Annotated in this window: 14 protein-coding genes and 1 pseudogene; 6 read left to right on the forward strand and 9 right to left on the reverse strand. The window is 62.3% G+C overall.

Going from position 1 to position 13,332, the window contains the following annotated elements; genetic code table 11:
* Nucleotides 1-6 precede the first annotated feature (6 nt).
* The gene (locus E5678_RS09100) at nt 7-756 is read right to left on the reverse strand and encodes an ABC transporter ATP-binding protein (RefSeq protein WP_136178228.1); all 750 of its coding nucleotides are present in this window, start codon (nt 754-756) and stop codon (nt 7-9) included.
* Between the two features lie 363 nt (nt 757-1,119).
* Between E5678_RS09100 and E5678_RS09105 the strand changes: the two genes are divergently transcribed.
* Entirely contained in the window at nt 1,120-1,446 is a 327-nt protein-coding gene (locus E5678_RS09105) for a hypothetical protein (RefSeq protein ID WP_136178229.1), read from the forward strand.
* A gap of 181 nt (nt 1,447-1,627) precedes the next feature.
* Here the strand turns inward: E5678_RS09105 and msrA are convergent, their stop codons facing one another.
* Nucleotides 1,628-2,221, reverse strand: coding sequence for a peptide-methionine (S)-S-oxide reductase MsrA (gene msrA / locus E5678_RS09110; protein ID WP_136178230.1), 594 nt, complete (start codon nt 2,219-2,221; stop codon nt 1,628-1,630).
* Nucleotides 2,222-2,283: 62 nt separating this feature from the next.
* Nucleotides 2,284-2,781 (reverse strand): peptide-methionine (R)-S-oxide reductase MsrB, encoded by a 498-nt coding sequence (gene msrB / locus E5678_RS09115; RefSeq protein ID WP_136178231.1) that lies wholly within the window; start codon nt 2,779-2,781, stop codon nt 2,284-2,286.
* A gap of 209 nt (nt 2,782-2,990) precedes the next feature.
* On the opposite strand from msrB, the gene E5678_RS09120 reads away from it, so the two are divergent.
* The 3 genes from E5678_RS09120 to E5678_RS09130 are packed head-to-tail and all read left to right on the forward strand — an operon-like array spanning nt 2,991 to nt 4,885.
* Nucleotides 2,991-3,479 carry a MarR family winged helix-turn-helix transcriptional regulator gene (locus E5678_RS09120; protein ID WP_136178232.1) on the forward strand — a complete coding sequence of 163 codons (489 nt, stop codon included), beginning with the start codon at nt 2,991-2,993 and terminating at the stop codon, nt 3,477-3,479.
* Nucleotides 3,480-3,506: 27 nt separating this feature from the next.
* Nucleotides 3,507-4,262 (forward strand): SDR family oxidoreductase, encoded by a 756-nt coding sequence (locus E5678_RS09125; RefSeq protein ID WP_136178233.1) that lies wholly within the window; start codon nt 3,507-3,509, stop codon nt 4,260-4,262.
* A gap of 26 nt (nt 4,263-4,288) precedes the next feature.
* Complete coding sequence (locus E5678_RS09130) at nt 4,289-4,885, forward strand: 2-hydroxychromene-2-carboxylate isomerase (RefSeq protein ID WP_136178234.1); 597 nt, start codon at nt 4,289-4,291, stop codon at nt 4,883-4,885.
* 494 nt (nt 4,886-5,379) lie between these two features.
* Here E5678_RS09130 and E5678_RS09135 read toward each other — a convergent pair whose 3' ends face one another.
* The 6 genes and pseudogenes from E5678_RS09135 to E5678_RS22620 form a co-directional block, all read right to left on the reverse strand.
* Nucleotides 5,380-5,940: a hypothetical protein gene (locus E5678_RS09135; RefSeq protein WP_136178235.1), complete on the reverse strand. Its 561-nt coding sequence runs from the start codon at nt 5,938-5,940 to the stop codon at nt 5,380-5,382.
* A gap of 19 nt (nt 5,941-5,959) precedes the next feature.
* Nucleotides 5,960-7,576 (reverse strand): YHYH protein, encoded by a 1,617-nt coding sequence (locus E5678_RS09140; protein ID WP_136178236.1) that lies wholly within the window; start codon nt 7,574-7,576, stop codon nt 5,960-5,962.
* A 49-nt stretch (nt 7,577-7,625) separates the two neighbouring features.
* Nucleotides 7,626-8,291: a hypothetical protein gene (locus tag E5678_RS09145; protein ID WP_210732014.1), complete on the reverse strand. Its 666-nt coding sequence runs from the start codon at nt 8,289-8,291 to the stop codon at nt 7,626-7,628.
* A gap of 143 nt (nt 8,292-8,434) precedes the next feature.
* Nucleotides 8,435-9,838 (reverse strand): ATP-binding protein, encoded by a 1,404-nt coding sequence (locus E5678_RS09150; RefSeq protein WP_136178237.1) that lies wholly within the window; start codon nt 9,836-9,838, stop codon nt 8,435-8,437.
* An 8-nt stretch (nt 9,839-9,846) separates the two neighbouring features.
* Nucleotides 9,847-10,533: a response regulator transcription factor gene (locus E5678_RS09155; RefSeq protein ID WP_136178238.1), complete on the reverse strand. Its 687-nt coding sequence runs from the start codon at nt 10,531-10,533 to the stop codon at nt 9,847-9,849.
* A gap of 748 nt (nt 10,534-11,281) precedes the next feature.
* A pseudogene (locus E5678_RS22620) lies at nt 11,282-11,401 on the reverse strand (DNA-binding response regulator); the annotation flags it as partial.
* A 988-nt stretch (nt 11,402-12,389) separates the two neighbouring features.
* Here E5678_RS22620 and E5678_RS09160 point away from each other — a divergent pair.
* Together E5678_RS09160 and E5678_RS09165 are read left to right on the forward strand one after the other, a co-directional pair.
* Nucleotides 12,390-12,854, forward strand: a complete 465-nt coding sequence (locus E5678_RS09160) for a hypothetical protein (RefSeq protein ID WP_136178239.1) — start codon at nt 12,390-12,392, stop codon at nt 12,852-12,854.
* 10 nt (nt 12,855-12,864) lie between these two features.
* On the forward strand, nt 12,865-13,323 hold the full coding sequence (locus E5678_RS09165; protein ID WP_136178240.1) for a DUF302 domain-containing protein: 459 nt from the start codon (nt 12,865-12,867) through the stop codon (nt 13,321-13,323).
* Nucleotides 13,324-13,332: the final 9 nt, after the last annotated feature.

Here is a 13,332-nt window from a genome sequence, read left to right on the forward strand (position 1 = left end):
CGGGCCTCACCAGCTCAACGAAGAGGCCGGCACTTTGTTTGCATTGACGTGGGACTCAACAATGCGCCCGTCTGTCAGACGCAACATCCGGTCGGCCATGTCGGCGATGGGCGCGTTGTGGGTGATCACGATGGTTGTCGTGCCCAGTTCGCGATTCACATGTTCGATCGCCTGCAAGACCTTGATGCCGGTGGCGCAATCAAGGGCCCCGGTGGGTTCGTCGCACAGCAGCACCGCCGGCTTCTTGGCAATCGCGCGCGCAATCGCCACCCGCTGCTGTTCTCCGCCCGAAAGTTGCGAAACAAAATGGTTGATCCGCTCGCCCAGCCCCACCAAATCCAGCGCGTCTTCGGGTGTCATGGGATCTTCGGCCAGCTCGGTCACCAGCGCCACGTTTTCTCGCGCGGTCAAGCTGGGAATGAGGTTGTAGAACTGGAACACGAAGCCCACGTGTTCACGCCGGTAACGGGTGAGCTCGGCATCTCCCGCGCCAATGAGTTCGTGCACCTGGCCCGCGTGGGTCCATTGCGCGGAGCCGCTGGTGGCCGTGTCCAGCCCGCCAAGGATGTTGAGCAGGGTCGATTTGCCGCTGCCCGAAGCGCCCAACAAGACCACGAACTCACCACGCACGATGTCCAGATCGACACCGCGCAAGGCATGTACTGCGGTCGCGCCCTCGCCGTAGACCTTGGTCAGTCCGCGCGCGACAAAGACGGCCGAGGCGTCTTGGCCCACCGTTGCAACGGCGTCAGACATGCCAGACCGAGCGCTCCGGCAAGAGCACCCTACCGATCAGCGGGGGGAAAACGTTCATTCCACCAGTGTGACGAACATCGCCGCGCACCGCCATGACCTGCATCAAGACGATGGATCATCTGCAACGCAGGTCGTCACACAGCATCCTGAGGGCAGCCGCTGCCGGCAATCGATCACGCATGAACACCCCTAGCCGCCCATTCCCCGACAAGGGGTGAAAAATGTCACGCACGCTCTGGAGTGCACACCTCTACAAATAGCTGTTCCACCCGCGAAAATACACTTCACAAGATCCCGAAGATCGCCGCAAGCGAACCGCTCTGCGAGAAAATTGCCGGTGAAATCCGCCGCTAGGAGACCCTCATGACCACCTGCCTGACCCTGTGGATTCGAACTTTCCGATCCCGTGCAGAAAAATCCCCGAGCACCAGCAGCCTCAGCGAGCTCCGCAGTGCGCGCAACGCGCTGCTCCACTGCGTGCACGACTGCTCAGCGGGCAACGTCAGGCGTTTGCAGGAAAAAATACAGAGCGCTCGCACCCACCGGGAGCTGTGGTCGCTGCGCAGTGAGATCTACCATTGTGTGGCCATGCACCACCACCAGGCCATGGCCACCGAGCGGGTGCAATCCCTGGCACACCATTTCGAGGGCTGGATCGAGTTCACGGAAGTGCGACAAAAACCGAGCTGAAAAGTGCCCCTTCTGGCCCCTTCGGACCAGCCTGTTGTGCAGCGCTTCGAGCGCCGAATCCGCAGCAGAACCTCTCGCCCAAAAAGCGCAGCGCCAACGGCGAAAAATGCGACCACCCCAAGACTGAACGCGTCAACCCATCAGCGCGTCAGAATCCCAAATTCCCCGTCCCTCAGCCTGCTCATTTCCAGACCCGCTTGAGCTGGGCATCGCGCCCGCAGCTGAGGCGGTAGTAGTGGTAGCGCACCGAGTTCTTCTTGTAATAGTCCTGGTGGTAATCCTCGGCCAGGTAGAAGGGGCTCGCAGGGGCGAGTTCGGTGTAGATGGTCTTGAAGCGACCCGTTTTCAGCAACGCACTCTTGCTCGCTTCGGCCACTTCCCGCTCCGCCTCGCTGCCCCAGTAGATGCCACTGCGGTACTGGCTACCGATGTCACAAAACTGCCGGTCTTTCTCGGTGGGGTCGATGGTCTTCCAGAAATACTCGACGAGCTGGGCGTAGCTGACCTTGTCTGGATCGTAGGTCACACGAACCGCCTCGGTGTGACCGGTGTGGCCCGCGCTCACGGCCTCGTAGGTCGGGTTGGTGGTTTTGCCTGCGGTGTAGCCCGACTCGGCCTGGGTCACGCCGGGCAACTTTTCAAAGTCGGACTCGGTGCACCAGAAACACCCGCCGGCAAAGACCGCTGTCGCCGTGGCCGCATGGGCCCATCCGGACAGCGTTGCGCCAGCCAACGTAAAACAGATCGCGGCAGCAGCAGAGGGTTTCGATCGCATGGGGAGGCTCCTGAAAATAGGGTGGGTCAACACAAACATCTCGTCAACGGACTGCCGGGCACTCAGGTGCGCAGAGCGGGCAAGGCCTCGCCCGAAGGCACAAAAGCCAGGGCCACCCCGTTGTTGCAATAGCGCTGGCCCGTGGGCTTCGGACCATCGTTGAACACATGGCCCTGGTGTCCACCACATCGAGCGCAGTGGTATTCGGTGCGGGGGTAGATCATTTTGAAATCGGTCGAAGTGCCCACTCCGCCCGCCAAGGGTTGCCAGAAACTGGGCCAGCCGGTTCCGCTCTCGTATTTGTGGGCCGCATCAAACAGCGGCAGCTGACAGGCTGCGCACACATAGATGCCCGCGCGCTTTTCCTGGTTCAGCGGGCTCGTTCCAGCGCGTTCGGTGTCCTCTTCAAACAACACGCGGTAGGCGGCATGCGAGACGAGCTTGCGCCACTCGGTTTCGGTCTTTTTCAGTGGGAATGGCGGCGCGGCCAGCACGGCGCTGGGCAAGGACACACCGGCGATCCAGGTCGACACGGCTTTCATCAGATCTCTGCGTTGCATGGGGCATTTCTCCTGTAGGGGTTCCAGCCGGTCGGTTGCGAACAAGGCTGGTGATGGGGGTGTGTCGGGTGCGCGCGGATTTTCTTACGTCACAACAGCGTCCCATCATGCGGTGGTGTGCAGAAAGGCACGGGCACCACCAGCCATAACCCTTTCAACACGCCCGATTAAAAACTTGCATCTGCAACGATTGCAGGTACAATTTTTTCATGCCGACCCCTGACTTCGCCCCAGACGCCACCCCCGCAGTGCCCGACCGCCCCCGTGGCTGCACCAATCTGCAACTGCGCCAACTCATGCGCCGCGTCGCTCAGCACTACGACGCCGAACTCGCGCAGGCCGGCCTCAAGACCACCCAGTATTCACTGCTGAGTTTTGTGCTCAAACTCGGCCCCGTCCGCCCTGCGGACCTCGCTGCTTCGCTGAAAATGGACGCGTCCACCCTCACCCGCAACCTCAAGCCGCTCATCGCCGCCGGCTGGTTGCGTCTGGACCCCGGCATCGACGGCCGCAGTCGCAGCGTGGTGCTCACGCCCGAAGGCCTGGCCAAGCGCACGCAAGCCAAACTGCGTTGGAAGGCCGCACAGTTGCGGCTCAACGCCACCCTCGGAGAAGCCCGCGTGGTGGCCCTTCACACACTGATCCACGAGTCCATGGACTTGCTCGGCCCAGTCCAGACGCCCGACCTCACGGGATGATCCCTGGCCACCCCCTACCCCATTCCCATGAATTCACCAGACACACCAAAAAATGCCCCACCTGCCCGCGCTGTCCTGATCGTGGGCGCCGGCGACGCGACCGGCGGTGCGATTGCACGCCGTTTTGCCGCCGAGGGCTACCACGTGGTGGCCGTGCGGCGCAGCGCTGAAGCCTTGCAGCCCCTCATACAAGACATCCAGGCAGCGGGAGGTCGCGCCGAAGGCTGGGCCTGCGACGCGCGCAAGGAAGAACAGGTGGTGGCCTTGTTTGAGCGCATCGAGCGCGAGATCGGGCCTCTGGAGGTCATGGTCTTCAACATCGGTGCCAACGTAAGGTTCAGCATCACCGAAACCACCGAGCGGGTGTACCGCAAGGTCTGGGAAATGGCGGCGCTGTCGGGCTTCCTGGTCGGACGGGAAGCGGCCCGGGTCATGCAACCCCGCGCAAAGGGCAGCATCTTTTTCACCGGCGCCACCGCGAGCATGCGGGGCAGCAACGGTTTCTGTGCATTCGCCGGCGCGAAATTCGCGCTGCGCGCCCTCGCACAAAGCATGGCCCGCGAGCTGGGTCCAAAAGGCATTCATGTTGCCCATCTGGTCATCGACGGCGCCATCGACACCGCCTTCATCGCCGACAATTTTCCAGAGCGCTACGCCACCAAGTCAGAGGGCGGTATCCTTGATCCAGACGCCATTGCCGCAAGCTACTGGGCATTGCACCAGCAGCCCCGCAACGCGTGGACACACGAACTCGATCTGCGCCCCTGGTCTGAAACCTGGTGACATCCACCCAACCGGAAGCCTTCTGCATGAGCCACAAAGCTGTTGAATTTTTCTTCGATGTGGGCAGCCCCACCGCCTATCTCGCCTGGACACAGTTGCCGGCCATCGCCAAAGAGGCGGGCGCCAACATCGTCTGGCGGCCCATGTTGCTGGGTGGCGTGTTCAAAGCCACGGGCAACCAGAGTCCGGTCACGGTCCCAGCCAAAGGCCAGTGGATGGGCAGCGATTTGCCGCGTTGGGCACAGCGTTACCTCGTCCCCTTTCAGTCCAACCCGTTTTTCCCCATCAACACCCTGGCGCTGATGCGCGGCGCCACCGGTGTGCAAATGCGCCAGCCCGAGCGGCTGAATGACTATTTGCGTGCCGTGTTCAAAGCCATGTGGGCCAAGCCAGTGAACATGGGCGACCCCGACATCATGGCCACCACCCTGGCTGGCGCGGGGTTTGATGCAGCGACGGTCTCGGCACTGATCAACGACCCCGAAGTCAAAGCCCAACTCGTGGCCACCACCGACGAGGCCGTGCGCAGAGGCGTCTTTGGCGCACCCAGTTTTTTCGTGGGCGACGAAATGTTTTTTGGCCAGGATCGACTGGATTTTGTGCGCGATGCATTGAACTCGTGAACGCCAGGTCGATAGAGTGAGGGCTGAGTTGATGTCGGTTCTTCGCTCTTTGACTTGTGTGGGTTTCTGACCTCTGCCGTCAGCGTTCGACCCGGGGCTGACATTCCGCCATCAAGAATGCAGACGTTTGTGACGCATTCACTCTTGTGCTGATTCGCCCGCTCCGACGCCATAACGCTCCCGTCGGCCGGCATTCCAGGACACTGCCCGGATCATGTGGAACACATGTCCCGGCTTTCTCTCCTCCTACGAGGCGATTGAGAATCTTTATTCAGCTTTTCATCCTTGCATGAAGCCCATTCTGCCAAGATGAGAAAACCCGTCAGGAACATGGCTTGGCAGAGTTCGACACTGACGTTGAGCTTGCCAAGCTCGGGCAGACTTGTGCCCTAAATTGGCCAGCTTCTCGTCAGACCAACCGAGGGGCGCGAGAATCCTTGAGGGTAGCCCGGCCGCTTAATCATGAGGAGATGCCTTGGTCAGCCGCGTGCCCTCTAGAACGTGATCTCTGGCGATGCGCGCCGGGGCTCAACCCAGACCTGCTTGGGCTGGTAGGAAACGACCAACACACGCTGAAACGCTGGTGGGAAGCTCACGCGCACCGACGCAATCGCCTTGGCGGCCTGAAGTTCGGCCCGAACTTCAAGTGCTGTCTCGTACGGGTGTTCATTCGGCGCCACAAGTGCCTGCATGGCGCGTTCGCGCAGCACCTGTTGCACGGCGGCAGGCTCAGGCCAGCGCCAGCGTTCGAGCAAGAGCCGATGGCCGTCAGCCGTCTCAGTGCTGGTCTCGGCCTGGAAGGTGCTCTGTGCCTTGAGCAGCGTCACCTTGAATGCCTCGGGCGACATCGCCGCATAGGTCAGAATGAATTCCTGAAAACTGCGCTCCGGCGCCAGCACGCGATGCAGCGCCTCAGAAAATGTGATGAACAGGGTCACCGACACATGATTCTGGTCGCGCAACACGAGCGTGGCGCGGTTTTCTTCCAGTCCATGTGCGCTGGCGGACCCGACGCCGGCCAGCGTCAGCAACGCGCACAGCAAGCCAGCAGCCATTTTTTGAACGGTGCCATGATCAACGGCAGTAAGCGACAGCAGGCTGGGTGGTGCCACCCGCTCCATCGGAGAACTGGAAGCTCCAGCAGGCCGACTTGCCGGCGTGCTCGCCCGTGGCGAGCAGCTCAGCCAAGGCGGCTCCGGTGACGGGCTTGTACCGAATCCGGTGCGTGCCCGCTGGTTGCTCGTAGCTGTCGGTGCCGGTTTCGGTGCTGGTGAACGGGCGGTCCGTCTGGAACTGGAGCACCTGGTAGCCATCACGGGCATCGGTCGTCAGCGTCATGGCCGAGACACCGAAGGGCCGCACCGGCGGGCGGCGAAGCGGGGAAAACTTGGCACCCTGGCCGGCCAGGTCCGGGCTGGGCGTGCCCCTGAAACACGACAACACGTAGGGCGCTGCATCGGTCACGTGGTAGCTGTAGCCCGAGGGCGCGTTGGCCACGGCGCTGGTGTTGCCGCCGCACACATCGTCACGCGAAGCCACGCGGCCGTCGGCGTCGTTGTAGCCAAAGATCGCAAAGCCATCGAGGGCCCAGCCCAGCGGGTGGGTGTCCCAGTAGCCGGCGGGCTGGCCAACCATGAGGCAGTTGGGGGCCGCGTGGTAGTGGTAATCGTCGGCACGGCCGGCATGGCCATTGCACGCATCGAGTTCACCCAGCGCCTTGGTGTCGCCGTTCTGGCAACCGCCTTGTTTGCAGGGGTTGAAGATGGGCACGCCGTTGATGGCCACACCGATGGGGCCGTCGTTTGCGGTGGTGGTGGTCGCGGCGATGGCCGGCTGGAGCGGGATCTTCCAGGCGTTGGCGCCGAAGAAGCTTTGCGCGATCGGCACTTGCAGGTTGCTGGCGACGATGCCGTCCATCATGGTGTGGGTGGGCAAGCCGTTGGATGCCACATAGGCATAGATGCCGTCGCATTCGACCGTTGCCACACCGGTGGTGGATGCTTTGAGCGAATTGGCCACCCGCGCGCACGCCTCGCTTTGGGTGCCAGTGGTTGCAACTGACGAAGCCGGCGCCATAGCCGCGGTTGCAGCCGCTGGTGGCGGTGGCGGCGGTGGGGCGTTGCCGTTGGCGTTCGCACCCGATCGGGTGTGGTGCAGGCTCAGGTTCGTGGTGCCCAGCGTGATCGAAGACATCGCGCTCAGGAGCTGCGGGCCCGACACCGGCGTGCCCTGGGGCAACACCGGTGCGGCCGACAACGCGTACACCGTGAAGGTGTAGCTCTTCTGACCCGGGCCCTTTGAACATGGCGGTTGATAGGCGGCACTGGGGCCATTGCTGCCCGCGCCCAGCGTGCCGACGCCATGGCTGTCTTGGCTCAGCTGGGTCGTGGTGCCGGGTATGCCGTACAGTACCCAGTTGTATTTGATGACGCCATCGGGTGGCACCGTGCTCATGAGCAGGGCAAATTCCTGGGTGCCCTCGGGCGGGTTGGACCACGCGAGCGCAGGGGCCACGCCTGCGCCATCGCAGGTATAGGTATCTGGCAAGGTGCCATCCGGACCGGCTTCACTCGTCACGGTAAACGGGGATGCCCCGGTGGCCATGGCGTTCAATGGTGTGAAGCCACCGAGCGACACGGCAGCGGCGGCGAACAGGGCCAGCAAGAAAGGACGGGAAATCGGTGTTTTCATGGTCAAACGACGGCGTGGTTGGACGACAGGCAAAAGGCGGTGTGCCGCATCACGGTGCGTTGACCGTGAGCTTGCACAACAAGGTGTTGTCGGACTTCAAGTCGGTGCCCCAGATCAGCTTTGCGGCCGGGTCCCAGGCGATGTCGTGGTAGCCGTCCTTGGCACCAATGTCGGCGGCGCTGTAGACGGTGGCGCTTTGCCAGGCGCTGGTGTCGAACCCGGCTGCCTTCCAATTGGCAGGCTCTTCGATGATGGTGGCGCCACAGCTGGCCACCGTGGGCTGGCTGCTGGACGCGCAACTCGGGATGAGCGGGGCCTTGTGGATGACCCGGCACTTGAATGCGCTGCTTGACACGGCCACCACCTTTTGCGTCGCGGTGTCGGTGATCTGCATGATGAAGCCACCGTCACCGATCTGCTGCCGTGCGCTGCCGATGTATTCCAGCCCCGTGTCGTCCTGCTTGAAGTCCTTGATGGTGAAGTTCAGCACCAACGGGTAGTCCGCCTCGAAGCGCAGTGTCTCGGCGTTGAAAGAGCGCTCGGTGGTGATCGACACCGAGTCTTCCCCCACGAAGCGCTCGCCGACATGGAGCGAGAACCAATTGTCGGCCCAGACTTCGGCTTTGAAGGAGCCTGCCGCCGCTGCGAATGGCAGGCTGGCGGCCAGGCAGGCCCCAGCCAGGCGTTGGGCGAGCTGCCGTTTGGATGGTTTCATGTGATGCCTCCTGGTCGTGTGGGCGAAGGGAATGCCCCGTCGATCACCTCATCGTAAAACCCATTGCGCTTTGAAAAATGACATCTTCGTCATGAAGGTGCAGAGGTTGGCGGCCACGTCGGTGGCTGCCTTGCTGGCGTGCCCTAAGTTCCCGCAGGCAGCAACAGCCGCAAGACCAGCGCGTCATCAACGCCAGGCACCACCGTCAAATCACCGCCATGGGCGCGGGCGATAACACGCGAGAGGCTGAGGCCCAGGCCGTGCCCACCCAGCTGCCGGTTGCGCGCTGCATCGCCCCGGAAGAAGCGCTCAAAAAGGCGCGAACGGTCTTCGGAAGTCAGGCCAGGGGCGAAGTTCGCCATCTCAAGCTCGATGCCCGACGGCGTGGACCTCACGCGCCACCGAATCCACCCGCCGGCTGGCGTGTATTTCAGCGCGTTGCTGGTGAGGTTGTTGAGCAACTGATCGAGCAACTGCGGATCGGCCTGCACGGTCAGTCCATCAGCCACCTCGGCCGACAGCGTCACGTCCAGACCGAAGGTTTGTGCCTCGGCGATGCGCTCGTTCAAGGTTTCGCTCAGGTTCACCGGCTGGCGTTGCAATGCCAACCGGCCGGCGTCGGCCTGCGACAACAGCAGCAGCTTTCTGGAGATCGATGACAGGCGGCCCACCTCGTCCAGCATGTCAATCAGGGTCAGCTGAAGGGCTTGGCCGTCCGTTCGCTGCACCGCGCGCTCGAGCTGGCCTTGCAAAATGGTGAGCGGTGTTTTCAGCTCGTGTGCGGCATCAGCCGAGAAGCGCGAGGCTTGGTGAAAACTGGTCTCCAGCCGGCCCAGCATCTTGTTGTACGAAGTGATGAGATCCTGGAACTCGCGGTCTTCATGCGCCACCGACAGGCGCTGATCCAGCGCCTTCTCGTCGACCGCTTTCATCGCGTCGCGCAGCCGCACCACGGGCCTGAGCGCCAAGCCCGACAGCAACCACGCCCCCAACGCCGTGAGCACCAACGCCAGCGGCAATGCGATGGCCGCCACCTGACGCCAAACCCCCAGAAGGTCGGCACGAATGGCGGCCTGGTCGGCAGCGACGAACCCGCGCTCAGAGGCGCTGCCAACCAGGGCCGCGCGCCACTCACCACCGGCCAGATCGAAACGGCTCAGCGCGCAGGCGCTGCGGGCGGGTGTGTTGGTGGGGCTTTGAGTGTCTGCGGCGACCGCCTCACGGCTCCAGGCCAGTTGGTCGATGTCCAGCGTGTCGGGCCAGTGAGCGGACCTGAGCCGATCTGCCCCGCTCGGCGTGTCAACTGCCAACAGCAGTTGTTCGGGCGATTTCAACCGCAGCTTGGCCAGCATGTCGGTGCTCAGGCGCTCCACATCGTTGACGGGGGCCGGGCCGGCCAGCCGCCGGACCTCATCGCACAGGCGCTCGTCCAGCCGTTGGCCCTCGAACGCCAGCACACTGGACCAGCTGAACAGCGCCACGCTGGTCAGCACCAGCGCCACGATCAAGGCCGTGACCATAAAAATGCGGACCCGGAAAGACGGCATGACCAGCCTCACGGCATTGGCCTGAAACGGTAGCCGACGCCCCTGACGGACTCGATTGGCGAGGCGCTGCCCGTGCCAGTCTCAATGGACTCGATCTTCCTGCGGATCCGCTGGACACAGGCATCCACCACATTCGTGGCCGGATCAAAATCGTAGCCCCACACGTGTTCAAGCATCTGTGTGCGCGTCAGCACGCGACCCGCAGAGCGCATCAGCAACTCGATGAGGGCAAACTCGCGGCTGGTGAGCTCGATCGTCTGGCCATGGCCGGTGACCTGCCGCGCCATGCAGTCGAGCATGAACGGCCCGACCTGAACGGTGTTTTGCCGATCCCCGGACAGCCGCCGCAGCAGGGCCTGGATCCGGGCAGCCAGCTCCTCCACATAGAACGGTTTGGCCAGGTAGTCATCGGCGCCCAGGTTGAGCCCTTCGATACGGTCACCCAGCTCGTTGCGCGCAGTCAGCAAGATCACCGGCGTGGAGACGCCCTCGGCGCGCAATCCCCGCAGCACCGACAGTCCATCGCGCCCGGGCAGCATCAAATCCAGCACGATCGCGTCATGTTGGCCAAGGCGGGCCAGCTCGAAGCCTGCGTTGCCATTGTCGCAGGCCGTCACGTCAAAGCCATGCTCCCTCAAGCCCGTACATACAAAATCTGCGATGCGTTGTTCGTCCTCAATGACCAAAATCTTCATGTCCGTGTATCCGTGCTGCACCTAGCGGCGGAGCGCCTAGGAAAAAGTTTCGGGCTGAACCCACAGGGAGGACGCAGGAGATGAAAGTACCAATTCACTTCAACCCATCGAAGTGGTGTCGGGCAAACACTCTAGCATCGCATTTCCGAGACGGTTGATGTCCTGGTTCCAGGTTGCATGCGCAGCAGCGCGGATGGTGGTGCCGAAAACGTGGCTGGCATGACAGCCCGCTATTGACTTGTCTGGAGAACTTTTGTGAATCGCGTATCCGTCATATTCTCGATGGCCTGTGCACTTCTCATGGGCGGGCGCAGGTGCTGCCAACGATCAATCGAGCGTCAAAGATCTCGCGCGCCGCATGGGCGCCAGCCTTCTGCGGCGTGAATGAATGCGATCTCCCCACTGCCTATTCCTTGCGAGCCTCAGGCGAATCCGACCAGGAGCGGTTCTTGTGGATCAACGTGAGATCTGGATCGCCGAGAGGCCTGGCTATCGAATGCCCGGTTTCAAGAGGCAGACTGACCGACTGAGACTGGCCGGCACCACCAGTTTGCGGTCGTGCCAGGAAGCCGACGCCCGCAGTAAAGCCAGACCGAACGACCGCTCCCCCAGGTAACCGCCAACGCAAGTTGACCCACTGCAGCCGGCCACAGCAGCGATCCGAGTGACTGCATTGCGGGGCGGTTCAACCTGCCATCCATGCTCGGGGCATCACGCCCAAAATGACACGATCGCAGCTACCGTCCTTTGCCTGGTGAAGCCCATCCCTCCCATTGTTGACGAGGTCTGCGACATACCCGGCCACGCCAAGGCCTTGCCGCAAGCAGCTGCCGGTCGTGGGTTCGTCTTCAGCGGTCAGTAACTTCAAGGCGCAATTCTTTGCGGCAGTGTGCCCTGTTTGGATGCTCCGGAATCGAAGATGACTGATATGTAATCCCGGCGTCATGCGAATTGCTGGCGGTAAGGTCTACGCTAGGGCTGCTCACTTAACTTGTGCTCGCACAAGACCTGATGCGAAGCCTCAAAAAAAAGGAAACGGGCACTTTGGACCGCAAAGTCCGCGCCCAATGCCTGGACCACCCCATGATCAAGACCGATGCATTCTCAGGTGTTTCGCTTAGGCGGATTCTCAGACCTGCGTCTGCTTGGAACCCAATCAAAAGGAGGGCGGCACTGATAGACAACTCAGGCCTCACCACCTGGAACTTGGGCCTGGCAAAGCTTTCCAAAGCTGCCTCCTGCCGGCGATTGGCGTTGATCAACGAGCCGGCCTGCAAAGCGGGCAGCGGGCGCAAACCTCATCCCGACCCTGACGCCCCAGCCTCGCGCCACGTAGGACGACACCTACCGCAACAGGTAGCCCTGTCCGATAGGCGCACCTGCTTGCTGAGCGCAAGCTTGAAGCACACCGAAGGGGGCTGTGCATCGAAATCGACCACGAGTCCATGGCCCCAACGGATGCCGACATGAACACAATGTGCAAGAAGGTCCTCGCCGTCACGGCAGTACCGCGTGCCCTCTTGGCCCGTACCCAGATGACTTCTGACGAGCGCGCATGGTTCAAGGGTCGCGCCATTGAGGCAAAGCGAACGATCGACAACTTGCAGCGGTCCAAGGTCAACGACCGCGACACGTCGTCCGTGGTGCAGTACGTACGCAGCCACAACCTGCTGACGATCCCGGAGCACGCGCCCCGCGAGCTTGTCGTCGGCACATTCAGTCGGCCTGATTCCGCACCAAAGCACAGAGCCAGGCTCGGATCTACAGCCGACGCGCACTTGCACGAAGGCGCGTTTGGCAAGCGTCTCTCTCCCACTTTTCCTCTCACTTTTCCATTCAATGACCAGGAGCCCCAAATGAAATTCGTTCGTACCCTCTCGATACTCACCGCTGTTGCCGCCACCACAATGGCCACCTCCGTCTGGGCCGCCAGCGACACGCAGCACGACAGCCATCACCCTGCCACGGCTCCGAGCACGCAAGTCGCGCAAGCTGCGCCCGCCACCCCGGGCATGGGTATGGGCATGAGCGGAATGGCCGAAATGCCGGAATACGTCACCCAGATGGGTTCGATGCAGACCATGCACGACAAGATGATGGCCGCCAAGACGCCAGAAGAGCGCAATGCCTTGATGACCGAACAAATGAAACTCATGCAAGCGGGCATGGGCTTGATGGGTCGCATGGGGCCCGGCGCTATGGCGGGTAAGCCCGGCGACATGGCCGCCCGCCAAGGCATGATGGAACAACGCATGGACATGATGCAGTCCATGATGCAGATGATGATGGACCGGATGCCACCAGCCCCGGCAATGAAGTGAGGTGTACACCATGAACACCACGACCAACCCAGCGCCAGCGCCGAACGCAGCAGCCTACGGCTTTCATTGTGCGATCGAGGGCAAAGACTTCCCAGCCGCTGTCGCCCGCGTCACCGAAGCGCTGAAGGCCGAGGGCTTTGGCGTGCTGACCGAAATCGACGTGCAGGCCACGATGAAGGCAAAGCTCGGCGTCGACGGTCTCCCTTACCTGATCCTCGGCGCCTGCAATCCGCCACTCGCGCACCGTGCGCTGGAGGCCGAGCCTGACATTGGCCTGCTACTGCCCTGCAACGTGGTCGTCCGGGCGAAGTCCGACGGCCAGTTGGTCGTTGGCTTCATGGATCCGGTGGCTGTCTTGCAGATGACCAGCAACGTCGAAGTGGCCAAGGTAGCTCATGAAGTCAAGGAACGCCTGCAACGCGTGAAGACGGTGTTGATGGTGCCGACTTCCACCCAGCACCAAGGCTGAAGGAGATGC

The organism is Hydrogenophaga sp. PAMC20947 (genome assembly GCF_004795855.1).
In the GTDB taxonomy this organism is placed as follows: domain Bacteria; phylum Pseudomonadota; class Gammaproteobacteria; order Burkholderiales; family Burkholderiaceae_C; genus Hydrogenophaga.

Bases quoted from the DNA above. Each gene is read 5' to 3' on its own strand.
- E5678_RS09100 (WP_136178228.1), bottom strand. From the start codon at position 756: ATGTCTGACGCCGTTGCAACGGTGGGCCAAGACGCCTCGGCCGTCTTT.
- E5678_RS09105 (WP_136178229.1), top strand. From the start codon at position 1,120: ATGACCACCTGCCTGACCCTGTGGATTCGAACTTTCCGATCCCGTGCA.
- msrA (WP_136178230.1), bottom strand. From the start codon at position 2,221: ATGCGATCGAAACCCTCTGCTGCTGCCGCGATCTGTTTTACGTTGGCT.
- msrB (WP_136178231.1), bottom strand. From the start codon at position 2,781: ATGCAACGCAGAGATCTGATGAAAGCCGTGTCGACCTGGATCGCCGGT.
- E5678_RS09120 (WP_136178232.1), top strand. From the start codon at position 2,991: ATGCCGACCCCTGACTTCGCCCCAGACGCCACCCCCGCAGTGCCCGAC.
- E5678_RS09125 (WP_136178233.1), top strand. From the start codon at position 3,507: ATGAATTCACCAGACACACCAAAAAATGCCCCACCTGCCCGCGCTGTC.
- E5678_RS09130 (WP_136178234.1), top strand. From the start codon at position 4,289: ATGAGCCACAAAGCTGTTGAATTTTTCTTCGATGTGGGCAGCCCCACC.
- E5678_RS09135 (WP_136178235.1), bottom strand. From the start codon at position 5,940: ATGGCTGCTGGCTTGCTGTGCGCGTTGCTGACGCTGGCCGGCGTCGGG.
- E5678_RS09140 (WP_136178236.1), bottom strand. From the start codon at position 7,576: ATGAAAACACCGATTTCCCGTCCTTTCTTGCTGGCCCTGTTCGCCGCC.
- E5678_RS09145 (WP_210732014.1), bottom strand. From the start codon at position 8,291: ATGAAACCATCCAAACGGCAGCTCGCCCAACGCCTGGCTGGGGCCTGC.
- E5678_RS09150 (WP_136178237.1), bottom strand. From the start codon at position 9,838: ATGCCGTCTTTCCGGGTCCGCATTTTTATGGTCACGGCCTTGATCGTG.
- E5678_RS09155 (WP_136178238.1), bottom strand. From the start codon at position 10,533: ATGAAGATTTTGGTCATTGAGGACGAACAACGCATCGCAGATTTTGTA.
- E5678_RS09160 (WP_136178239.1), top strand. From the start codon at position 12,390: ATGAAATTCGTTCGTACCCTCTCGATACTCACCGCTGTTGCCGCCACC.
- E5678_RS09165 (WP_136178240.1), top strand. From the start codon at position 12,865: ATGAACACCACGACCAACCCAGCGCCAGCGCCGAACGCAGCAGCCTAC.